The 23,410-nt window shown below is 43.8% G+C and carries 21 protein-coding genes, 1 tRNA gene and 1 riboswitch; of the genes, 16 read left to right on the top strand and 6 right to left on the bottom strand.

Features of this window, described 5'->3' with window-relative positions; all coding sequences use genetic code 11:
• Positions 1-6 precede the first annotated feature (6 nt).
• The 3 genes from rsxB to OCV24_RS09590 form a co-directional block, all read right to left on the bottom strand.
• Entirely contained in the window at positions 7-600 is a 594-nt protein-coding gene (gene rsxB, locus OCV24_RS09600) for an electron transport complex subunit RsxB (RefSeq protein WP_150877817.1), read from the bottom strand.
• 2 nt (positions 601-602) lie between these two features.
• Positions 603-1,181 (bottom strand): electron transport complex subunit RsxA, encoded by a 579-nt coding sequence (gene rsxA / locus OCV24_RS09595; protein ID WP_046222689.1) that lies wholly within the window; start codon positions 1,179-1,181, stop codon positions 603-605.
• Positions 1,182-1,542: 361 nt separating this feature from the next.
• Positions 1,543-1,618: transfer RNA gene (locus OCV24_RS09590), tRNA-Asn, on the bottom strand.
• A gap of 509 nt (positions 1,619-2,127) precedes the next feature.
• Here OCV24_RS09590 and uvrB point away from each other — a divergent pair.
• The 3 genes from uvrB (at position 2,128) to luxU (ending at position 6,217) form a co-directional block, all read left to right on the top strand.
• On the top strand, positions 2,128-4,158 hold the full coding sequence (gene uvrB, locus OCV24_RS09585; RefSeq protein WP_017056504.1) for an excinuclease ABC subunit UvrB: 2,031 nt from the start codon (positions 2,128-2,130) through the stop codon (positions 4,156-4,158).
• A 302-nt stretch (positions 4,159-4,460) separates the two neighbouring features.
• A complete protein-coding gene (luxO, locus tag OCV24_RS09580; RefSeq protein ID WP_017056505.1) occupies positions 4,461-5,849 on the top strand; it encodes a quorum-sensing sigma-54 dependent transcriptional regulator LuxO in 1,389 nt (462 codons plus the stop codon).
• 23 nt (positions 5,850-5,872) lie between these two features.
• Positions 5,873-6,217 carry a quorum-sensing phosphorelay protein LuxU gene (luxU, locus tag OCV24_RS09575; protein WP_017056506.1) on the top strand — a complete coding sequence of 115 codons (345 nt, stop codon included), beginning with the start codon at positions 5,873-5,875 and terminating at the stop codon, positions 6,215-6,217.
• 99 nt (positions 6,218-6,316) lie between these two features.
• On the opposite strand, the gene OCV24_RS09570 is transcribed toward luxU, so the two are convergent.
• A complete protein-coding gene (locus tag OCV24_RS09570) occupies positions 6,317-7,204 on the bottom strand; it encodes a YvcK family protein (protein WP_017056507.1) in 888 nt (295 codons plus the stop codon).
• 193 nt (positions 7,205-7,397) lie between these two features.
• A riboswitch (molybdenum cofactor riboswitch) is annotated at positions 7,398-7,550 on the top strand.
• On the opposite strand from OCV24_RS09570, the gene moaA reads away from it, so the two are divergent.
• The 11 genes from moaA to OCV24_RS09515 all read left to right on the top strand — a co-directional run bounded on the left by moaA (position 7,539) and on the right by OCV24_RS09515 (position 17,686).
• A complete protein-coding gene (gene moaA / locus OCV24_RS09565; protein ID WP_017056508.1) occupies positions 7,539-8,528 on the top strand; it encodes a GTP 3',8-cyclase MoaA in 990 nt (329 codons plus the stop codon). Its footprint overlaps the riboswitch before it by 12 nt.
• Positions 8,529-8,620: 92 nt before the next feature.
• Complete coding sequence (gene moaB / locus OCV24_RS09560) at positions 8,621-9,133, top strand: molybdenum cofactor biosynthesis protein B (RefSeq protein WP_010437177.1); 513 nt, start codon at positions 8,621-8,623, stop codon at positions 9,131-9,133.
• Between the two features lie 12 nt (positions 9,134-9,145).
• A complete protein-coding gene (gene moaC / locus OCV24_RS09555) occupies positions 9,146-9,625 on the top strand; it encodes a cyclic pyranopterin monophosphate synthase MoaC (RefSeq protein WP_017054953.1) in 480 nt (159 codons plus the stop codon).
• Entirely contained in the window at positions 9,622-9,867 is a 246-nt protein-coding gene (moaD, locus tag OCV24_RS09550; protein WP_017054954.1) for a molybdopterin synthase sulfur carrier subunit, read from the top strand. Before moaC ends, moaD begins: the two co-directional genes overlap by 4 nt.
• A 2-nt stretch (positions 9,868-9,869) precedes the next feature.
• Positions 9,870-10,343 carry a molybdopterin synthase catalytic subunit MoaE gene (gene moaE, locus OCV24_RS09545; protein ID WP_046222691.1) on the top strand — a complete coding sequence of 158 codons (474 nt, stop codon included), beginning with the start codon at positions 9,870-9,872 and terminating at the stop codon, positions 10,341-10,343.
• 637 nt (positions 10,344-10,980) lie between these two features.
• Positions 10,981-12,612: an ABC transporter substrate-binding protein gene (locus tag OCV24_RS09540; protein WP_017054956.1), complete on the top strand. Its 1,632-nt coding sequence runs from the start codon at positions 10,981-10,983 to the stop codon at positions 12,610-12,612.
• A 116-nt stretch (positions 12,613-12,728) separates the two neighbouring features.
• Positions 12,729-13,649: an oligopeptide ABC transporter permease OppB gene (oppB, locus tag OCV24_RS09535; RefSeq protein WP_017054957.1), complete on the top strand. Its 921-nt coding sequence runs from the start codon at positions 12,729-12,731 to the stop codon at positions 13,647-13,649.
• 15 nt (positions 13,650-13,664) lie between these two features.
• Positions 13,665-14,567 carry an oligopeptide ABC transporter permease OppC gene (oppC, locus tag OCV24_RS09530; RefSeq protein WP_017054958.1) on the top strand — a complete coding sequence of 301 codons (903 nt, stop codon included), beginning with the start codon at positions 13,665-13,667 and terminating at the stop codon, positions 14,565-14,567.
• Positions 14,568-14,609: 42 nt separating this feature from the next.
• A complete protein-coding gene (gene oppD, locus OCV24_RS09525) occupies positions 14,610-15,581 on the top strand; it encodes an ABC transporter ATP-binding protein (protein WP_017054959.1) in 972 nt (323 codons plus the stop codon).
• Positions 15,578-16,564 (top strand): murein tripeptide/oligopeptide ABC transporter ATP binding protein OppF, encoded by a 987-nt coding sequence (oppF, locus tag OCV24_RS09520; RefSeq protein ID WP_167514248.1) that lies wholly within the window; start codon positions 15,578-15,580, stop codon positions 16,562-16,564. Before oppD ends, oppF begins: the two co-directional genes overlap by 4 nt.
• A 183-nt stretch (positions 16,565-16,747) precedes the next feature.
• Positions 16,748-17,686, top strand: coding sequence for a glutathione S-transferase family protein (locus OCV24_RS09515; RefSeq protein WP_150877823.1), 939 nt, complete (start codon positions 16,748-16,750; stop codon positions 17,684-17,686).
• Between the two features lie 92 nt (positions 17,687-17,778).
• On the opposite strand, the gene pta is transcribed toward OCV24_RS09515, so the two are convergent.
• A complete protein-coding gene (gene pta / locus OCV24_RS09510) occupies positions 17,779-19,944 on the bottom strand; it encodes a phosphate acetyltransferase (protein WP_150877825.1) in 2,166 nt (721 codons plus the stop codon).
• Between the two features lie 146 nt (positions 19,945-20,090).
• Entirely contained in the window at positions 20,091-21,287 is a 1,197-nt protein-coding gene (locus OCV24_RS09505; protein WP_046222695.1) for an acetate kinase, read from the bottom strand.
• Positions 21,288-21,629: 342 nt separating this feature from the next.
• Here OCV24_RS09505 and yfbV point away from each other — a divergent pair, with 342 nt between their 5' ends.
• Both yfbV and OCV24_RS09495 read left to right on the top strand, forming a co-directional pair.
• The gene (yfbV, locus tag OCV24_RS09500; RefSeq protein ID WP_077680184.1) at positions 21,630-22,082 is read left to right on the top strand and encodes a terminus macrodomain insulation protein YfbV; all 453 of its coding nucleotides are present in this window, start codon (positions 21,630-21,632) and stop codon (positions 22,080-22,082) included.
• Between the two features lie 268 nt (positions 22,083-22,350).
• Positions 22,351-23,316 carry an ABC transporter substrate-binding protein gene (locus OCV24_RS09495; RefSeq protein ID WP_077680185.1) on the top strand — a complete coding sequence of 322 codons (966 nt, stop codon included), beginning with the start codon at positions 22,351-22,353 and terminating at the stop codon, positions 23,314-23,316.
• Positions 23,317-23,410 lie beyond the last annotated feature (94 nt).

The following is a 23,410-nucleotide window of genomic DNA, read 5'->3' as shown; positions in this document are numbered from 1 at the left end:
CTAACCCTACGCCTTAGGCTCTGACGCAGTCGCATCAGTCGCTTGGTTAGTGATATCAGTAACAGGAATGATGTTCATCTGCCATTTCCAATTATCAGTCGTCGTTGCCACTGGAATCATTTCAATACAGTCAGTAGGGCACGGTGCGACACATAAGTCACAACCTGTACATTCATCTTTAATTACTGTGTGTAGAGCCTTGGTGCCACCAACAATGGCGTCAACCGGACAGGCTTGAATACACTTGGTACAGCCGATACACATATCTTCATGAATGAAAGCAACGGTTTTTACTTTGTTATCTAAGTCATGAGCGGAGTCTTCAACTTCTACGCCCATTAAGTCTGCTAGCTTCTCAATGGTTGCTTGTCCGCCAGGAGGACATTTGTTGATCTTGTCTCCGTTAGCGATCGCCTCTGCGTATGGACGACAACCAGGGTAGCCACACTGACCACATTGAGTTTGCGGCAATATGGTATCGATTTGATCGACGATAGGATCGGCTTCGACTTTAAAACGGATAGAAGCAAAGCCCAAAATAGCGCCAAAAATAGCGGCTAAAACGGCTAGCGCAATGATCGCAATTAAAATGGTACTCATGCTTATTTCACCAACCCAGTAAAGCCCATAAATGCCAGGGACATTAGGCCTGCTGTGATCATCGCAATCGATGCGCCTTTGAATGGCATTGGAACATCAGCAACCGTAATACGTTCACGCATCGCAGCGAATAGGATAAGAACAAGGGAGAACCCCACCGCAGCGCCGAAACCATAGATGATCGACTGAATGAAGTTGTGGTTTTCATTGATGTTCAAAAGCGCCACACCTAACACCGCGCAGTTGGTGGTGATAAGAGGCAGGAAGATACCCAATAGGCGATAAAGAGTCGGGCTGGTTTTGTGAACAACCATTTCCGTAAATTGAACGACCACCGCGATAACCAAGATGAAACTCATGGTACGCAGGTATTCAATACCCAGAGGGGTAAGGATGTAGGTTTCTACTAGGTATGCAGATACCGACGCTAACGTCAGAACGAAAGTCGTCGCGAGGCCCATGCCAATCGCAGTCTCCAGCTTCTTGGAGACTCCCATAAATGGACATAGCCCTAAAAACTTCACTAGCACAAAGTTATTGACCAGCACTGTGCCAACCAGCAACAAAAGGTATTCGGTCATAATGGATTAATTCTTGAGATTCCGATCCCGATATTATCCTGCTTTGCTCACCTAATAACAACCAAGGATCACTAGGGATTTAGACACTTGGTGAAAAAAACATCAGGTAATCGTTTGATTGTTAAAAGTCACACTAAGTATAGACGGCCAATTTTTACTTGCTGAGACACGTTTATAGCAGTGGCTAAATTGGATCTTTAATGAATGGAGACAGATCTTAGCACTAGCTACAAGGCAACAATCGTTGGTTCTTTGGGTGCAGGTTTATCCCAAGGAGTCGTAAAAGGGGACAGTATAAGAAAAAGAATAAAAGGCATCAAAACGCAAAAAGCCGTATCGAGTGATACGGCTTTTTTAAATTTGGCTCCCCTTGCAAGACTTGAACTTGCGACATACGGATTAACAGTCCGCCGTTCTACCAACTGAACTAAAGGGGAATTACTTGTGAACGGCGAGAATTCTAATAACAGTCCGTTTTTCTGTCAACAAAAAATAGCAGAAAAAAGTAAGATAAAAAACTTTACTTTCTTGAACGCCTTATTGGATTTAGCTTGGATGTAGTTATCCACCAAAATTGTGGATAAGTGTGTGTGTTAAACTTTAATAACAATAATTGAAATAAATCTAAAAATGTAACAAATGCAGCTAATCGTATGTATTTTAAGGGTTTATTTAGAGATGTCGCTATTGTATAACTTTTTTAGATTACAGCGATAACAGTAAAATAGGCGGTATTTTTAGATTTTTTGGGGAAAAGTAGTGGATTAAAAATAGAGTAATTTAGTTGAAGAGATCTTGCAGGGGCACGGATAATACCAAGTTCTAAACATAAAAGCTATAACTGATATCGAGTCTTAAGAAGCATTTCTCTAGATAATAGTTGCAACAACACTCCTCCTAGAGTGACAATGACCTGATTAAAAAAACAGTATGGAAATGGCGACCTATGAGTAAACTCTTTGACTTGGTATCGGACTACAGCCCGTCTGGGGACCAGCCGACAGCGATAACCAAATTACTAGACGGATTAGATTCTGGTTTGGCACATCAAACGCTATTAGGGGTAACGGGCTCAGGTAAAACCTTTACGCTTGCCAACGTCATTTCCCAATCTCAAAGACCTGCGATCTTGTTAGCGCCGAATAAGACATTGGCGGCTCAACTTTATGGTGAAATGAAATCTTTTTTCCCCAATAATGCCGTAGAGTATTTTGTTTCTTACTACGATTACTACCAACCAGAAGCCTATGTACCGACCACAGACACATTCATCGAGAAAGATGCGTCTGTGAATGCCCATATCGAGCAAATGAGGCTTTCGGCAACCAAGGCCTTGCTAGAACGGAAAGATGCCATCATCGTCGCGTCTGTATCGGCTATCTACGGTTTGGGTGATCCTAAGTCTTACTTGAAGATGATGCTTCACTTGAGCCGCGGTGAGGTTATGGACCAACGTGACATCTTACGCCGCTTAGCTGAACTTCAATATTCGAGAAATGATGTCGCATTTGAACGAGGCCAGTTCCGTGTTCGTGGTGAGGTCATTGATATCTTCCCTGCTGAATCTGACCAAGATGCAGTGCGAATCGAAATGTTCGATGATGAAGTCGACTGTATAAGCATCTTTGATCCCCTGACTGGTGCAATTAAACAAAGAGATTTACCGCGCTTTACCGTTTACCCCAAAACTCACTATGTAACGCCTAGGGAGAAAATCCTTGAGGCGATTGAGAACATTAAAGATGAACTTCGAGACCGAACTCAATATTTAAAAGACAACAATAAGCTTCTGGAAGAACAACGTATCTCTCAAAGAACGCAGTTTGATATCGAGATGATGACTGAGCTTGGCTTCTGTTCGGGTATCGAAAACTATTCACGATACTTGAGTGGTCGTGCGGAAGGGGAAGCGCCTCCGACATTATTTGATTACTTGCCTGATGATGGTCTGTTGATTATCGATGAGTCACACGTGACTGTACCGCAAATTGGCGCCATGTATAAAGGTGATCGCTCTCGTAAAGAGACTCTGGTTGAATTTGGTTTCCGCCTGCCTTCTGCATTGGATAACCGCCCAATGAAATTTGACGAGTTTGAATCGATAGCTCCGCAGACTATTTTTGTATCAGCAACGCCAGGCAATTACGAGATTGAAAAGTCAAATGGTGAAATTGCTGATCAAGTCGTTCGTCCGACAGGTCTTTTAGACCCAGTTATTGAAGTAAGGCCTGTGTCGACTCAAGTTGATGACCTGTTGTCTGAAATCAGAATACGCTCAGTGAAAGAAGAGCGTGTTTTGGTCACAACATTGACTAAGAGAATGGCGGAAGACTTAACCGAATACCTAAGTGAGCACGGCGTTAAAGTGCGTTACTTGCACTCAGATATCGATACCGTTGAGCGTGTAGAGATCATCCGAGACCTACGTTTGGGCGAGTTCGACGTGTTAGTGGGTATTAACTTACTTCGTGAAGGTTTGGATATGCCTGAAGTATCGCTGGTGGCGATTCTTGATGCTGACAAAGAGGGCTTCTTGCGATCTGAACGTTCTCTTATTCAAACGATTGGTCGTGCGGCACGTAACTTGGAGGGCCGAGCGATCTTGTATGGAGACTCAATTACTAAGTCGATGAGAAAAGCGATTGATGAAACCGACCGTCGCAGGGAGAAACAACAGGCTTACAATGAAGAGCAAGGCATCACTCCGCAAGCACTGAAACGTAATATCAAAGATATTATGGAGCTGGGTGATCTCACTAAGTCTAAACAGCAGAGACAATCTAAGCAGGTTCCACTATCGAAAGTCGCCGAGCCTTCTGAAAATTACACCGTGCTTACCCCGCAGCAGCTTGATAAAGAGATCAGTAAGCTAGAAGCGGCGATGTATCAACATGCTCAGAACTTGGAATTTGAATTAGCGGCACAAAAGCGTGATGAGATAGAGCAGTTGAGAAAGCAGTTCATTACCAACAGCTAATCTCACTTCTTATTCAAGAAGTTCATATCGGACAAGTTTAAAGTGGAGAGTGTTCCAGACAAAAAACAGCCAGTAGTAAATGTTCTACTGGCTTACGTTTGTGAACAATGAGTCCACTAACAACGTCAGTTGGCTAGGTGACCCGAAGGTCAATATAGCCTTTGCATCGTTCGTGCCATGTAGCTAATACATTGATTATTTGAAGCAGGTAAAGAAATATAATACAAATACTGTGGTTAATTTGCATAATGCAAAGCGGAATGCGACTATAATAAGAAATGCAAATTATAAATGGCTAGGATATGCAATCAAAAACGCTAGATAACAAATCAAAGTATTTGTTGATGGTGGAGGATACGGCTTCGGTCGCAGCGTTGTATCGCTCTTATCTGACACCGCTCGAAATTGATATCAACATTGTCGGCACAGGTCGCGATGCAATTGAGAGTTTGAATCATCGAATCCCAGATCTAATTTTGTTAGATCTGCGTCTTCCTGATATGACGGGTATGGACGTACTATTTGCTGTAAAACAAAAATACCCTGAAGTCCCCGTTATCTTCATGACGGCTCATGGCTCGATCGATACCGCCGTAGAAGCCATGCGTCATGGTTCTCAAGATTTCCTTATTAAACCTTGTGAAGCCGACCGACTCCGTATTACGGTGAATAACGCGATACGCAAAGCCACTAAACTTAAGAACAGCTCTGAAAATCCGGGTAATCAAAACTACCAAGGATTCATCGGTAGTAGCCAAACCATGCAGCAGGTTTACCGAACCATCGATTCTGCCGCATCAAGTAAGGCGAGTATTTTTATCACAGGTGAAAGTGGTACCGGTAAAGAAGTATGTGCAGAAGCCATTCATGCAGCGAGTAAGCGTGGTGATAAGCCTTTCATTGCGATTAACTGCGCGGCTATCCCTAAAGATTTGATTGAAAGTGAGCTGTTTGGCCACGTCAAAGGTGCCTTTACGGGCGCAGCAACCGATCGCCAAGGTGCTGCTGAACTAGCAGATGGTGGAACCCTGTTCCTCGATGAGTTATGCGAAATGGATCTTGAATTGCAAACCAAGCTTCTGCGTTTCATTCAAACCGGCACCTTCCAAAAAGTCGGTTCTTCAAAAATGAAGAGCGTTGATGTGCGCTTTGTTTGCGCGACCAACCGTGACCCTTGGAAAGAAGTACAAGAAGGTCGCTTTAGAGAAGATTTATACTATCGTTTATACGTGATCCCTCTTCACTTGCCGCCACTGCGTGAGCGTGGAGAAGATGTCATCGAGATCGCATACTCGTTACTAGGCTACATGTCGGTTGAGGAAGGTAAGGCTTTCGTACGCTTTGCTCAGGAAGTGTTGGATCGCTTTAATCAATACGAGTGGCCGGGTAACGTTCGTCAGCTACAAAACGTTTTACGAAATGTGGTGGTATTGAATAATGGTAAAGAGATTACTCTGAACATGCTCCCACCTCCACTGAACCAGCCGATTGAGAATCGTCTGCGACTGAAAGAGAAGCAGAATGAAGACATCACTGTAAAAGATATTTTTCCATTGTGGATCACTGAGAAAACGGCAATCGAACAGGCCATAAAAGCGTGTGACGGTAATATCCCTCGCGCGGCTGGTTTCTTGGATGTCAGTCCATCAACGATTTACCGTAAATTGCAAACGTGGAATGCGAAGCCGTAATTACCAAACAATAAGAAAGAACGATGATGAAAGTATTAAATCAGCAAAAAGTTGATGAGCTTGCCGGTGAAATAGGGCAAGAGAATGTTCCGGTGTTGCTTGAGATCTTTTTAGGAGAATTGAAGGGATATTACGAGCACTTGGAGCTAAATAAAGATACCGATACTTCCAAGTATTTGGCCGATATCAGTCATGCATTGAAGAGCAGTGCTGCGAGTTTTGGTGCTGATTCTTTGTGTAGTTTCGCCATTAGTTTAGATGCCAAAGTTAAGCAAGCGTTGCCAGTGACAGAAGTGGATTTTAAAGATATGCAAGAACTTCTGTTATCAACGTACACGGAATATCAGCAGTTGATGACTGATCTCTAAAACGGTTGATGATGATATAAGTAGGTATTAAAAAAGGAGCATGACGCTCCTTTTTTTTACTGGCCTCTGTCGTTTATCCCAAGCTATAAGCTATGTGCATTAAGCTAGTTGAGCTCGAATCGCTTGTTGAAGCTTTAAACGGTCATGTCGCCAATCTCGGTTAGGGGAGGCAAGGTCGGTGGTTACGCAGTTCCAAAGTCCTTCAAGTTCAGGGTGCGGCGCATTACCCAGCACGATATCAATTTTTCTCGCTTTGCAGGTACGTTCACACCACTCCAACTGCTCTTGAAGTGTCATTTTCCCTGCAGGGCCATGTTCTGGCGAAAGGTTTTCGATGAAGATAACCTTAGCCTTGGTGTTCGCAGCAATGGCTTTCCCAATCTCAGGAAGGAGAAGAGGGGGCATAACACTGGTCAGGAAGCTGCCAGGGCCAAGAACGATGCAGTCGGCTTGTTCGACAGCTGCAACGGCTTCTTTGGTTGCAGGCACTTCTGGAGACAAGTCCATCATGCGCAGTTTTTCTGTCATGTCGTCAACATTGGTTTCACCCGTAACCCAGCGACCATCCATTGATAACGCTGTGAGATCGGAAGGGTGCTCTGTCATCGGGACGATATTGACGTCAACCTTGAGCATATTTCGAATTAGGTTAATTGCTTCTAGTGGGCGAACAGAGAGGTTGTCTAATGCTGTGAGCATCAGATTACCGAGGTTGTGGCCGTTCAGTTCACCTTGACCGCGAAAACGGTACTCAAACATCATCGAACTGATGGAAGGTTCGGTGATCAATTGGTTGATACAGTTACGAGTGTCTCCCCAAGCTATACCACCTTGACAGTCTCGAATTCGTCCGGTTGAACCACCGTTATCTGTTGTTGCGACAATGCCAGTCGCATTGCTACCAAAGTCTTTTAATGCAGCAAGCATACGACCTAAGCCATGGCCTCCACCGATTGCTACGACTTTCTTTGATGAATAAATGTTCATTTTTTGTTCTATTAAATTATTACTAACTATAATTTAGGTTAAATGCTTCTTGTCAGATACTTAACAAGAGTTAATTTGAGGGTTTGGTACATTTTTTTTGTTGATATGACCCGTTTTTGGTTATCAAAGCTAGATTCACGTACAAATATTAAGTATTTTATTACTCAGCTACTGTTCGTGTAAGTATAACGTGCAGTTGCCATAACTCCGAGCTCTTGCATGCTAAGTCGCACAGTGGTATTTGCTGTACCGATACGCATCAAGAGCCAGTGACATGTTGTCACAAGGGCTTAATTGGAAATGATTATGCCTCCCGTGTTTGGAAAGGTGTTCCGTGGCGCAACAATTCGAAGATAGATTCCATCGCAAGTTTTATTACTTGCGCTTGTCGGTTACAGACGTCTGTAACTTTAAATGTACTTACTGCTTGCCAGATGGTTATAAACCGTCAGGGCAGAAAAACTCGTCTTTTTTAAGTGTCCCCGAGATCAAACGCATTGTAAAAGCGTTTGCAGATTGTGGCACCTCAAAGATCCGCATTACAGGCGGAGAGCCGAGCCTGCGTAAAGACTTTCCTGAAATTATACATACTGTTGCCACTACTCCAGGCATCGAAAAGGTAGCCACCACAACCAACGGTTATCGCATGGAGAAACAAGTAGGGCAATGGCGTGATGCTGGTTTAACCCACATAAATGTCAGCGTGGATAGCTTAGATTCGCGCATGTTCCATCAGATCACTGGTGAGAATAAGTTTACTGAGGTTATGCGAGGTATTGATAAAGCGTTTGAAGTTGGCTTTGAACAAGTCAAAGTAAACGTCGTATTAATGAAAGACCTCAACAGTCAGGAATTACCAGCCTTCCTTAATTGGATCAAAGACAAACCTATTCAATTACGTTTTATCGAGCTGATGAAAACCGGCGAGATGGACGAGTTGTTTGATAAACACCATGTGTCTGGCGTTGCGATTCGCAACCAGCTTATTGCTAATGGTTGGCTGTTAAAAGTCAAAGCCGTTAATGATGGGCCGGCGCAAGTGTTTGTCCACCCTGACTACAAGGGTGAAATCGGTTTGATCATGCCTTACGAGAAAGACTTTTGTGAGAGTTGTAACCGACTGCGTGTATCTGCGACCGGTAAGCTTCATCTATGTCTGTTTGGCGACCACGGTGTTGAACTGAGAGATCTGATTCAAGAAGATCAACAAGAGCAAGAGCTTATTGATCGAATTCAGGCTCAGCTTCAAACCAAGTCCGTTAGCCACTTCTTGCATGATGGCAACAGCGGCATGACTCCAAACTTGGCGTCAATCGGCGGTTAACCCGCTATACATACTCTAAAGCATTTTATCGCTCAGCTTCTTTAAGCTGGGCGAATCAGTCTAATCATTGAAAAATTTATATAGGTGAACAAATGGGTCACGCAGAAAGCAAATTCCAAGCAGCAAACATCGCAGTACTAACCGTTTCAGATACTCGTACAGAAGAAAATGATACGTCAGGTGGTTATCTAGCTGAGCATGCTAAAGAAGCCGGCCACAACGTGGTTGATAAACAAATCGTTATCGACGACATGTACAAGATCCGTGCGATCGTATCTCAGTGGATTGCTGATGACAGCGTACAAGCGATCATGATTACTGGTGGTACGGGTTTTACGTCTCGTGACAGCACACCTGAAGCGCTTAAGCCTTTGTTCGATAAAGAAGTAGAGGGTTTTGGTGAGCTATTCCGTCAAGTGTCTTACGAAGAGATCGGTACATCGACAATTCAATCTCGTGCGATTGCGGGCTTTGCTAACCACACAGTAATCTTTGCAATGCCAGGTTCTACAGGTGCGTGTCGCACAGGTTGGACTAAGATCATCAAGCAACAGATGGATGCTAGCCATCGTCCTTGTAACTTTATGCCACACCTTTCTGTATAAGGCGGTTTTAGTATGAGCCAATTTACACACATTAACGCGTCTGGCGAAGCAAACATGGTCGATGTATCGGCTAAAGCGGAAACGGTACGCGAAGCAAGAGCGGAAGCTTACGTTCAAATGTCTGCTGAAACGCTAGAGCTGATTGTTTCTGGTAGCCACCATAAAGGTGATGTTTTCGCAACGGCACGCATTGCTGGTATCCAAGCGGCTAAGAAGACATGGGATCTGATTCCACTGTGTCATCCTTTGCTACTGACTAAAGTAGAAGTTCAGCTTGAAGCAATCAAATCTGAAAACAAGGTTCGTATCGAATCTGTCTGTAAGCTTGCTGGTAAGACAGGCGTAGAAATGGAAGCGCTGACCGCAGCTTCGGTCGCTGCGTTGACTATTTACGATATGTGTAAAGCTGTTCAGAAAGACATTGTTATCGAGAACGTACGCCTGTTAGAGAAGACGGGTGGTAAATCAGGTCACTTCAAGGTGGAATCATGATTACAGTACTCTTCTTTGCTCAAACTCGTGAACTGGTTGGTGTGGACAGCGTTGAAGTTGATGCACAGTTCAAGACGATTGAAGCGATTCGTAGCCATCTTGTAGAAAAAGAAGGGAAATGGGACATCGCATTGGAAGAGGGCAAGCTTCTCGCTGCGCTTAACCAATCCATCGTACCTTTGACTACGGAAGTGAAAGATGGCGATGAAGTCGCTTTTTTCCCGCCAGTAACGGGAGGCTAAGTATGAATGATTCTCGAGTTATAGATCTAAGAGTAGTAGTTACTGCAGATGATTTTTCTGTGGGTGACGAATACGATTATCTAGCTCAAGGCACAGCTGCAGGAGCGGTAGTGACGTTTGTCGGTAAAGTTCGGGACATGAATCTTGGCGACAATGTGATTGGTTTGTCTCTGGAGCATTACCCTGGCATGACAGAGAAGTCGCTGAGCGAGATTTGTGATCAAGCTGAAGCGCGCTGGCCTATTCAGAAGATGCGAGTGATTCACCGCGTTGGTGACCTAGATATCGGTGATCAGATAGTTTACGTTGGTGTATCCAGTGCGCATCGCAGTTCAGCCTTTGAAGCCTGTGAGTTTGTTATGGATTTCCTCAAAACCAAAGCTCCGTTTTGGAAAAAAGAACGTACTACCGAGGCGACTCGTTGGGTCGATTCTCGAGATTCAGATGCAAAAGCTGCGGAGCGTTGGGGAAAGTAAGCCTCTCAACATTGTGTTTGATCCAGAAGTAAACAGTAGAAAGCCGACGATTAACGTCGGTTTTTTTGTGGATACTATAAAGTTTTTGTATAAAAAACGTTGTCCTGATAAATAATTACTCGGCTAGATTGCATGTAAATTCAAGGGCTTATTTGGTCTGGATTGGTGCGTCGCTTTATCCGTTTTAGTGCAGAACACTATGCTATTTTGTTTAAAGTGATGACCCTCACAAATAGTGCAGTCTGTTTAGGTGATATGTGATATGCAATTAGATTTAATGTGGCATTAATGTTAATTTTCTGGCGGTGTTATAGGACAAGATGCTAAAAAAAAGTATCAATACAGATACATCAACACTAAAGGCTGTTTCTTAATAAAGTTACTCTGTGTAATTCACTACGCATTAGGTTTTTATTAGATATTTACACTGATATCATGAATATTTTGGGAAATTCTCCGATTTTTTGCGACATGTTAATAGCAAATTACTTCAATGGTTGATAGTGTGAGCCGCAATCTTTGTAAGGTTTTAGGTTTTAATGCTTAATATTTGAGCTAAATACATCTAAATCACTGCCTTTCAGTGAACCGAGCAAAGAAGTCATGGATGCAATACAAAAAACTTGGAGTTTATTAAATGTACAAGAATAAAATCACTCAAGCCCTTCTTCTAGGTGCAGGTCTGGCAGTGGCTGCCACTTCTACTCTTTCTATCGCTGCTGACGTTCCAGCAGGTACAGAACTAGCAAAAGTTCAGGAACTGGTCCGCGGTAACGGTACTGAAGTTGCGACTATCGACCCTCACAAATCTCAAGGTGTACCAGAATCTCACGTAATTCGTGATCTTTTAGAAGGTCTAGTGAACCAAGACGGCGAAGGTAACACTATCCCAGGGGTAGCCGAAAGTTGGGAAACGACAGACAACAAAACATTCACTTTCCACCTACGTAAAGATGCAAAATGGTCTAATGGCGATCCTGTAACAGCTGAAGATTTCGTTTACAGTTGGCAACGTGCAGTCGATCCTGCCACTGCTTCTCCATACGCTTGGTACATGGAATATACTAAGATGGTGAACGCGAAAGACATCGTAGCGGGTAAGAAGGACAAGAGTGAACTCGGCGTTAAAGCTGTAGATGAATATACGCTTGTTGTTGAATTAGAAACAGCGGTACCATACTTCGTAATGATGATGGGCCATACCACAGTGAAGCCAGTGCATAAGGCAACTGTTGAAAAATATGGTGACCAATGGACTAAGCCAGATCACTTCGTTGGTAACGGTGCATTTGTTCCAAATCAATGGGTCGTTAATGAGCGTCTTGAGTTAGTTCGTAATGAAAATTACTGGGATAACGATCATACCGTTCTCAATAAAGTAACGTTCCTACCAATCGAAAATCAAGTAGCGGAAATGAACCGCTTTTTATCCGGTGAAATCGACTTCACGTATGATTTGCCAATTGAGCATTTCAAGCGTATGAAAAAGGAGCACCCAGAAGACCTTTCCGTCGTGGGTAATCTTTGTAGTTACTACTACTCATTCAATACTAAGAAAAAGCCTTTCGATGATGTACGTGTACGTAAAGCGATTTCTTATGCGATTGATCGTGACATAGTTGCTGGCGCCATTATGGGGCAAGGACAGAAACCTGCGTACTTCTTGACGCCGGAGATCACGGCTGGATTTGATCCTGAGCTTCCTCAGTACGGTAAAATGTCTCAAAAAGAACGTAACGCCGAAGCGGCGCGCCTTCTTGAAGAAGCAGGTTTTGGAAAAGATAACCCTCTCGAGTTCTCTCTCCTGTATAACACTGATGAGAACCACAAGAAAGTTGCAGTAGCTCTTGGTTCTATGTGGAAGAAAACGCTAGGGCTTAAAATTACGCTTGAAAACCAAGAGTGGAAAACTTACCTATCTTCTAAAGATACCGGCAACTTTGAAGTCGCTCGTGCAGGTTGGTGTGGTGATTACAACGAAGCATCTACATTTTTAACCTTGATGGTTAGTGCTAATACAACAGGCGGCCAACATTGGGGAAATACCGATTATGACGCTTTGATGGACAAGGCTATTAATTCAACGTCAGAACAAGAACGTACCGCTCTGTATTTAGAAGCAGAAAAGCTAATGGCGAATGAGATGCCTATTGCTCCTATTTATCAGTACGTAAAAACACGTTTACTGAACCCGCATGTCGGTGGCTTCCCAGCTAATAATGCGGAAGAGAAAATCTACTCAAAAGACCTCTATATCAAAGCTCAATAATAAGCGCTTCGATTATAAAAAGTTAATATAACTATAACGATACAGACACTACATGCACAGGGTGTGCATGTAGCGTTTTTCTAATTTTCATTGTCACAGACTGAAAGAGTGAGTTTATGTTTAAATTCATTATGAAAAGGATATTTGAAGCGATTCCAACCATGTTGGTGTTGATCACTATCTCTTTTTTTCTTATGCGTTTTGCTCCGGGCAATCCGTTTTCAAGCGAACGTCCATTACCGCCAGAGGTTATGGCGAACATCGAAGCAAAATATGGCTTAGATAAACCTGTATTTGAGCAGTACACCACGTACTTGACCAATATTCTACAAGGTGATTTTGGCCCTTCGTTCAAATATTTAGATTACTCTGTTAACGAGTTAATCTCGGTTGCACTTCCTGTATCGGCAAAGGTAGGCCTTGTTGCTTTTATCTTTACGTTATTAATGGGGGTTACCATAGGGACGATAGCCGCGCTGAAGCACAACACCTGGGTTGATTACACCATAATGTCGACCGCCATGCTCGGTGTTGTAATGCCTTCGTTTGTATTGGCTCCAGCTCTTATCTATGTGTTTTCTTTACACTTAAACCTTTTTCCTGCCGGTGGTTGGCTCGATGGGTCGGCTAAATACCTCGTTCTACCGGTTATTGCGATGTCTCTTCTATATGTAGCAACCTTTGCTCGTATCACTCGCGGGAGCATGATCGAAACCTTAAATAGTAACTTTATCCGTACTGCTCGAGCTAAAGGTCTAAGCTACCGTTATATTGTTCTTAAACATGCACTTAAGCCAGCAATGCTACCAGTTGTGTCATACATGGGACCAGCGTTTGTCGGTATCATTACAGGTTCAGTTGTTGTTGAAACCATCTTTGGCCTACCGGGCATTGGTAAGCTGTTTGTTAACGCTGCGTTTAACCGTGATTATTCGTTAGTAATGGGTGTAACCATTCTGATTGGTTTCCTATTTATCTTGTTCAACGCAATTGTTGATATTTTACTAGCGCTTATTGACCCGAAAATTCGCTACTAGCAGGGACGCATGGTTATGTTGAATAAAAAAGAAAATTTAGAAGCGATCGAAAACTTCTCTGAGAGTTTGGAAATTGAAGGTCGTAGCTTGTGGCAGGATGCACGTATTCGTTTTATGCGAAACAAAGCCGCAATGATCAGTCTGTTCATTCTAACGATTATGGTGCTATCGGTAATCTTCTTACCGATGCTTGCGCAGCATGCTTACGATGACACTGACTGGTACGCAATGCACGTAGGTCCAAATGCTGATCACTGGTTTGGTACTGACAGTTTAGGTCGTGACCTATATGTTCGTACGATGATTGGTGGCCGTATCTCTCTTATGGTGGGTGTGATGGGCGCATTCGTAGCAGTCCTGATTGGTACGCTTTACGGTGCTGCTTCAGGCTTCATTGGTGGTCGTACTGACCGAGTGATGATGCGTATCCTAGAGATCTTATACGCGGTGCCATTCATGTTCCTCGTGATCGTATTGGTAACGTTCTTTGGCCGTAATATCGTACTCATCTTTGTTGCTATCGGTGCGATTGCTTGGCTCGATATGGCACGAATTGTACGTGGTCAAACGTTGAGTTTACGCAGTAAAGAGTTCATTGAAGCTGCTCACGTATGTGGTGTCAGCAAATGGAAAATCATTACACGTCATATCGTACCGAACGTATTGGGTATTGTTGCGGTTTACTCAACGCTACTGATTCCAAGCATGATCCTTACAGAATCATTCTTATCTTTCCTTGGTCTTGGTGTTCAAGAGCCTATGACAAGTTGGGGCGCGCTGTTACAAGAAGGTTCGCAAACAATGGAAGTTGCAATTTGGCAACTGGCATTCCCAGCGGCATTCATGGTAGTTACGCTGTTCTGCTTTAACTACGTAGGTGATGGTCTGCGCGACGCGCTTGATCCAAAAGACAGATAACGAAATAGCAATCAAAAGCTATAAAAGATTAAGGAAGCAATAATGAGCTTATTAGATGTCAAAGATCTGCGCGTAGAATTTACCACGCAAGATGGTATCGTCACCGCAGTAAATGATCTGAATTTCTCACTCAACCAAGGCGAAACTCTGGGTATCGTGGGTGAGTCAGGTTCAGGTAAATCTCAAACGGTATTTGCACTGATGGGACTGCTGGCGAAGAACGGCATTATTTCAGGAAGTGCGAAGTTTGAAGGCAATGAAATTCTCAATTTGCCAGAGAAAGAACTTAACAAGGTTCGCGCCGAACAGATCGCAATGATCTTTCAAGATCCAATGACATCACTGAATCCTTACATGAAAGTAAGTGATCAGTTGATGGAAGTACTTATGCTACATAAAGGCATGGGTAAAGCAGAAGCGTTTGAAGAATCAGTACGCATGCTTGAAGCGGTGAAAATCCCTGAAGCTCGCAAGCGTATTACTATGTATCCGCATGAGTTTTCTGGCGGTATGCGTCAGCGTGTGATGATTGCAATGGCGCTATTGTGTCGTCCAAAACTGCTTATCGCGGATGAACCGACAACCGCTTTGGATGTAACTATTCAGGCGCAAATCATGGAATTGCTGAACGAATTGAAAGATGAGTTTAATACGGCAATTATCATGATTACCCATGATTTGGGGGTGGTTGCGGGATCATGTGAAAAAGTACTTGTGATGTACGCTGGTCGTACTATGGAATACGGTACGGTTGATGAAATTTTCTACGAGCCAAGCCACCCATACGCTGAAGGCTTACTGAAAGCGATCCCTCGTTTAGATACCGAAGGTGAAATTCTACCGACGATTCCAGGTAACCCTCCTAACTTACTTCGCCTGCCTACAGGTTGTCCTTATCAGGATCGTTGTCACCGTGTAATGGACCGTTGTAAGCAAGAAGCACCAATTTTGCAGCCATTTGCAAAAGATCGTCAGCGTGCTTGTTTTTCTGATTGGGAGACTTGGACAAAATGAGTAAAGAATTACTATTAGATATTAAAGACCTGAAAGTTCACTTTAGCATCGCGGCTAAGTCAGCTTGGCCATGGGCGAAACCATCAAACCTAAAAGCGGTTGATGGTGTGGATGTTCATCTTTACGAAGGTGAAACGCTGGGCGTAGTAGGTGAGTCAGGTTGTGGGAAATCAACGTTTGCACGCGCTATTATCGGCTTGGTTGAAGCAACTGACGGTCAAGTAATGTGGTTAGGTCAAGACTTAACTAAGATGCAAGAAGTGAAACGTCGTGAGACTCGTAAAGAAATTCAGATGATCTTCCAAGATCCGCTAGCGTCGCTTAACCCACGTATGTCAGTAGGCGACATCATTGCCGAGCCTCTACAAACTTTCTATCCAGAGCTTTCTAAACAGGAAGTGAAGGACAGAGTTAAAGAGATGATGGCAAAGGTTGGTTTGCTGCCAAACGTAATCAACCGTTATCCGCATGAATTCTCTGGTGGTCAATGTCAGCGTATCGGTATTGCGCGTGCGCTTATTCTGAAACCTAAGATGATCATCTGTGATGAGCCTGTTTCAGCACTTGATGTGTCTATCCAAGCTCAAGTCGTAAATCTTCTTATGGAACTACAGAAAGAGTTAGGTTTGTCTTTGGTATTCATCGCGCATGATTTGTCAGTGGTTAAACACATCTCTGACCGTGTATTGGTGATGTACTTAGGTAACGCGGTAGAGCTGGGTGAATCGGATGCTTTATTCGCTGACCCCAAGCACCCATACACCAAAGCCCTGATGTCTGCAGTTCCAATTCCAGACCCTCGCTTAGAGCGCAGCAAAACGATTCAGATGTTGGAAGGTGATTTACCATCGCCAATCAACCCACCATCAGGTTGTGTGTTCCGTACTCGTTGCCCTGAAGCAACTGAGGCCTGCGCGCAAACCAAGCCAACCATTCAAGGCGATGACGTACACGCAGTATCTTGCTTGCACGTACAAGTCTAGAACCCGTTTGATACGGTTCAGCCTGTGACAGGCTTAAGCGCAACTTGTTTATGAGTTGCGCTTTTTTTGTACCTAAACAAACCTTCTTCAAATAATTCGAACAACTAAGCCAACTTATTCTAGTTTTGAAAAAATGGGACTTTTTTATACTAGAGAAAAGATTTGCAAGGCAGAGGTTTAGATATGGGCAAGTTAGTTGAAGGTGTTTGGCACGATGTGTGGTACGACACCAAAGAAAGCGGCGGTAAGTTCGTTCGTGAAGACGCAGGCTTTCGTTACTGGGTCGAGAATAAGCAGGACGCACAATTTCAGCCAGAAAGCGGCCGTTATCATTTATATGTATCATTAGCTTGCCCTTGGGCGCACCGAACTCTGATCTTCCGTGAGCTGAAAGGCCTAACTGATCATATTGATGTGACGGTAGTCTGCCCAGACATGATGAGCGAAGGTTGGCAAATGGGGTTACCGGAACCTCTTTTCGGCCACACTCGTATGCACCAAATCTACACCCAAGCCAAACCGGACTATTCAGGAAGAGTAACAGTACCTGTTTTATGGGATAAGAAAACCAACACTATCGTGAGTAACGAGTCGTCTGAAATCATCCGAATGTTTAACTCAGAATTTAACGAGTTAACAGGCAACACGGATGATTACTATCCGCGGGAATTGGCGAGCAAGATTGATGAGTGGAACGATTATATCTATCCGAATATTAATAATGGTGTTTATCGCACCGGCTTTGCGACAACACAAGAAGCTTATGAAGAAGCGTATGACGCCTTATTTGAAGCGTTAGATAAAGTTGATGCTCATCTTAGCGAACACCGTTATCTGGCGGGTAATAAGATTACAGAAGCGGATTGGAGATTGTTTACCACTTTAGTTCGATTCGACGCAGTGTATGTGGCTCACTTCAAGTGTAACAAGCAGCGAATAGCGGACTACGCTAATATTCAGGGCTACCTGAAAGAGCTGTTTCAGGTCGAAGGTATTAAAGAAACAACTGATTTTTACCACATCAAACGTCACTATTATTACAGCCACACAGGTATTAACCCAACCCAAGTTGTGCCGAAAGGGCCTGCACTTGATTTAGAATCAGCCCATGGACGAGGTTAGATTAATCTTAAGAGCATCAAATAACCTTAAGCATTAGACATAAAAAAACCCTAGATAAGAATCTAGGGTTTTTGCTCTCTACAAAAGAAAAATTAGTTAACTACTTTTTCTTCAGCTTGAGCTGCTTGATCCGCTTGGATAGCCGTTAGAGCAACGGTGTAAACGATGTCGTCTACCAGAGCGCCACGAGACAAGTCATTTACTGGCTTGCGCATACCTTGAAGCATTGGACCAATAGACACTAGGTCTGCTGAACGCTGTACCGCTTTGTAAGTCGTGTTACCCGTGTTTAGGTCTGGGAATACGAATACTGTCGCTTTACCTGCAACTGGAGAGTTAGGTGCTTTAGAAGCAGCAACGTTTTCCATGATTGCTGCATCGTACTGTAGAGGACCGTCGATCACTAGATCAGGACGTTTCTCTTGAGCAAGTTTGGTTGCTTCACGTACTTTATCTACATCTGCACCTTTACCAGATTCACCAGTAGAGTAAGAGATCATAGCAACACGTGGGTCGATACCGAATGCCGCAGCAGAATCTGCAGATTGGATAGCGATTTCAGCAAGTTGTTCTGCTGTTGGATCTGGGTTGATCGCACAGTCACCGTATACAAGAACTTGATCAGGCAGAAGCATGAAGAAGATTGAAGATACGATAGAAGCATCAGGAGCCGTCTTGATGATCTGGAACGGAGGAACAATAGTGTTCGCCGTTGTGTGAACAGCACCAGAAACTAGACCGTCAACTTCACCCGCTTCGAGCATCATAGTGCCTAGGAATACTGAATCGTTTAGCTTCTCACGAGCCACAACTTCAGTCATACCTTTAGCGCCACGAAGTTCTACTAGACGAGCAACGTAGTTTTCGCGAACTGATGCAGAATCAATGATCTCAACGCCTGCGCCAAGCTCAACGCCTTGCTGTGCAGCAACGCGACGGATTTCTTCAGGGTTACCTAGAAGCACACATGTTGCGATACCGCGCTCAGCACAGATAGCCGCAGCTTTTACCGTACGTGGCTCATCACCTTCAGGAAGAACAATACGCTTAGCCGCTTTACGAGCGAATTCAGTTAGCTGGTAACGGAATGCTGGTGGGCTTAGACGACGAATGCCTTGAGTTCCTTCAGATAGAGAATCAATCCAAGGTCCATCAATGTGGCTAGCAACGTGATCGTTAACAAACTCGATACGCTCTTTATCGTCCGCAGGAACTTCTAGGTTGAAGCTTTGTAGGTTTAGAGACGTCTGCCAAGTGTTACCTTGAGCTTTGAAGATCGGTAAGCCTGAAGCAAATGCTGGTGCACAAAGTTTAGCAATGCTTTCTGGGATGTCGTAACCGCCAGTCAGCAAAATTGCACCAATTTCAACACCATTTTTCGCAGCAAGTGCCGCAGCAACGATAACGTCAGGACGGTCTGCAGAAGTTACTAGCAGTGAACCTGGCTTAAAGTGTTCAATCATGTGCGGTAGAGAACGAGCACAGAAAGTGATGCTCTTAATACGACGTTTAGATATCTCACCTTCATTAACGATTTCAGCGTTAAGGTGCTTAGCCATATCAACCGCACGAGTTGCGATTAGGTCGATGCTCCATGGCACGCAGCCAAGAACACGGATAGGGCTAGAGTTGAAGATTTGCATGACTTCAAGATTCGCTTGCTGAGCGCTATCTGCATCATCGAAGATTTCAGAAAGGTCAGGACGAGTACGGCCAGCTTCATCAACAGGAGCGTTAAGCTTGTTGATGATTACACCTTTAATACTCTTGTTCTTAGTACCGCCGAAGTTAGAACATGCTACTTCGATACGCTCTTTAAGTTGCGTAGGGTTGTCAGTACCAGGAGTTGCAACGAATACGATCTCCGCGCCAAGTGTCTTCGCGATTTCTGCGTTTACTTGGTTTGCAAATGGGTGCTTACGAGTTGGAACTAGGCCTTCAATAAGCGTAACTTCTGCGTCTTTGTTGATCTTGTTGTATTGTTCAACAACAGACTCAAGAAGTTCGTCCATTTTTTCGCTACCGATCAAAGCTTCAGCTTTAGTCATCGCGATAGGCTCACCAATCTTAATGTCGCTGTTTACGCTGATAATAGTAGACGTTAGATCGGGTTGATCACCACCGCTACGAGGTTGAGCAATTGGCTTGTAGAAAGAAACACTTACGCCCTTGCGCTCCATAGCGCGAAGAACACCCATGCTAACACTAGTAAGACCAACACCAGCGCTTGTAGGGATAAGCATAATAGTACGTGACATTGACGAACACCTTTGACTATTGGAAATAAAAAAGCTCAACGGCTATCCCCACCGATATTTAAATTGGGGTAGGAATAGAAGTTGAGCCCCATTTTCTTAGTATGAAAAGCTGACTAGCTTCAAGTGAAACTAGTCAGAAAAATCAATTAAAGACCTGCTAGTTCTGCAGTGTCTTCAGCAATGACTAGCTCTTCGTTAGTTGAGATAACCATTGCAGGGATGCGGCTGTTAGCTGTAGTGATAGTACCTTCGCCGCCGAAACGAGCTTTAAGGTTAGCTTCGCTGTCAACTTCGATGCCGAAGATGCCTAGGCGGTTAAGCACCATTTCACGGATTGGGCCAGAGTTCTCGCCGATGCCGCCAGTGAAAGTGATTGCGTCTAGACGACCTTCTAGAGTTGCAGTGTAACCAGCAACGTATTTAGCTAGACGGTGACAGAACACGTCCATTGCACGAGTTGCTTCTTCTTTTTCACCGTAGTTGTCTTCAACGAAACGACAGTCAGAAGTCACTTCAGTTAGACCAGCAAGACCAGACTCTTTAGTCAGCATGTTGTTGATTTCTTCAACAGAGTAACCAAGAGCGTCGTGTAGGTGGAAGATGATAGCAGGATCTAGGTCACCACAACGAGTACCCATTACAAGGCCTTCAAGAGGAGTAAGACCCATAGACGTATCTACAGATTGACCGTTCTTGATAGCACATACAGAAGCGCCGTTACCTAGGTGACAGTTGATGATGTTAACTTCTTCAACTGGCTTGTTTAGTAGGCCTGCAACTTCACGAGTGATGAATAGGTGAGAAGTACCGTGCATGCCGTAACGACGGATACCGTGCTCTTTATATAGGTTGTACGGTAGAGCGTATAGGTAAGACTCAGAAGGCATTGTTTGGTGGAACGCAGTGTCAAATACAGCAACGTTCTTAAGGCCAGGGAAGTTCTGTTGAGCTGCTTCGATACCGATAAGATGAGCTGGGTTGTGAAGAGGTGCGAAAGTCGCAGCGTCTTGAATACCTTTAAGAACTTCATCAGTGATAAGGGCAGAAGAAGTAAACTGCTCGCCACCGTGTACGATACGGTGACCGATAGCGCCAAGGTTAGCTTTAAGCTCTGGCTTAGAAGCAAGAATAGTTTCTACCATGAAAGATAGTGCTTCTACGTGAGCTGCGCCCGCGCCTAGTTGTGCTTCGTGCTTGCCATCAAGTTTCCACTTCATACGAGCTTCTGGAAGACCTAGACACTCAGCAAGACCAGTGAGGTGCTCCGCACCTGTTTCTGCATCAACCACAGCGAATTTAAGAGAAGAACTACCACAGTTTAAAACTAAAACTAGCTTAGACATTAATGACTACCTGTTAATTTTTCTGATCGAAATCAGTTAAGGATGAAAATTAATCTCAAGAATAGACGAAGCATGTGGGCTTGCGTACTAACCTTGGTCAAAAAAACGTTAATTTCCGTATAAAGTGAAAGCGCACTTTTTCAAAAAAGAGGCTTGAGCATTCCTTGCAGAAGTCTTCTCAAAGTTGCTTAAATTGTAAATAAGGGCAACAATGAGATTGAGGTCTGCAAATAATAGCGATATTGTGCAAATATAACAAAAAAATTTGAAATAATATTATTTTTCGTCAAATTCTTGTGTTTTTAGTTGATGGTTTCAACTTTTTTTTAGTGGGAGGCTCATATGAGCAATAGAGTTGGTTTAACGAGCAGTTTAAAAGATGGCCAAAAATACATGGATCTTTGGCCTGTCCGAAAAGAGTTAAACGCTATTTTCCCAGAGCAACGCATCATTAAAGCCACGCGCTTTGGTGTAAAAGTGATGCCCGCGATAGCTGCTATCAGCGTTTTGACGCAAATGGTCTTTAATAATAACCAAGCGATACCGCAAGCCGTAGTTATGGCTTTGTTTGCTATTAGTTTACCGCTTCAAGGTATGTGGTGGTTAGGCAATCGCTCAAACACTCAACTCCCGCCAGCGTTAGTATCGTGGTATCGCGAACTGCACGAGAAGATCAGCGAAACAGGTTTTGCATTGGAGCCAATGAAGCCACGCCCTCGCTATAAAGAATTGGCGATCATTTTGAACCGTGCATTCCGCCAGTTAGATAAATCGTCAATGGAACGCTGGTTCTAACAATACCTCATCGATCCTTATCGTCTGAGAACGGCTACACATCGTTGATGGTTTGTTCTCAGATTTTGCGCATCTACTTGTGCCCACTTAGTTTGTTATTTGCTGACTCATCTCGACCAATCTTTCTCACATAATTAGAACTTTGTTGTGTTTCTGTTAGATATCACTTCAAGTTATTAATTGTTGTTGGTAATTATATCAATAGCGGGTGTGGTATTATTCTCTTAGATCGAACAATAACAACGAGATCTTGATGAAGGAAGTATTGATGGTTTCGGTAAGAAAAGTATTAACGGCTGCTTTGAGTGGTTTTCTGCTGCTATGGACTGGAAACGTGATGGCAAACATAGTCAAAGTGTCAGTATCGCAAGTGGTAGACCATCCTGATTTAAACGCGACACGTTTAGGATTGATTGAAGGGCTACGAGCTAAAGGTTTTGAATCTGGTAAAAACTTAGAGTTTTCCTATGAGCTAGCTGATGGTAATCCAGCGCAAGCTGCGAAAATAGCTAGAAAGTTCGTCAGTGAAAACCCTCATGTATTAGTCGGCATCTCGACACCTACCTCTCAGGCTCTAGTATCGGCAACACGATCCATTCCTATTGTGTTTACAGCGGTTACAGATCCAATCGGGGCAAGACTTGTAAAACAGTTGGAAAAACCGGGTCGAAATGTCACTGGCCTTTCTGACTTATCACCGATCTCTCAACATGTATCGTTAATTAGAGAACTTTTTCCTCAGGCAAGTTCAATCGGTGTTGTTTACAATCCGGCAGAGGCAAATGCGGTTGCTTTAATCGGGCTATTGAGAAAGGCTGCGCGAGATTTTGGTTTCACTCTCCTCATCGAAAAAGCATTGAGTGTTGAAGACGTAGAAGCAAAAGCAAAATCTGTCGCTAGGAAGTCTGATGTTATCTACGCGTTGACCGACAATACTGTTGCAAGCGGTATGGAAGAACTTATAGAAGCAGCGAATCAAGCAGGGACGCCAGTGGTTGCAGGGGCCACTTCTTATGTTGGGCAGGGAGCTATTGCAGGTTTAGGTCTAGATTATTATGACGTTGGAGTGAAAACTGCTGACTATGTAGTTGCGATTCTGAATGGGCAAAAACCTGGAAAGTTGAGTGTCAAAACTGCGCAGAGTTCACAGCTGATGGTTAACCTAGACGCTGCTCGTGCACTTGGCGTGATCGTGCCTCAGTCTGTGCTTGAGCGTGCCGTCATTAGCCGATAAACCTCTTTAGTAGGTCTCAATTGACGGACTATCTATCAGTTACTTTGTTAACAGAGCTTGAATTAGTTTTTAATGATTCAAACTTAATCATCTT

Origin of the sequence: Vibrio kanaloae, from assembly GCF_024347535.1 — a bacterium.
Lineage (GTDB): Bacteria > Pseudomonadota > Gammaproteobacteria > Enterobacterales > Vibrionaceae > Vibrio > Vibrio kanaloae.
This window is presented reverse-complemented; position numbering and strand designations above follow the sequence as displayed.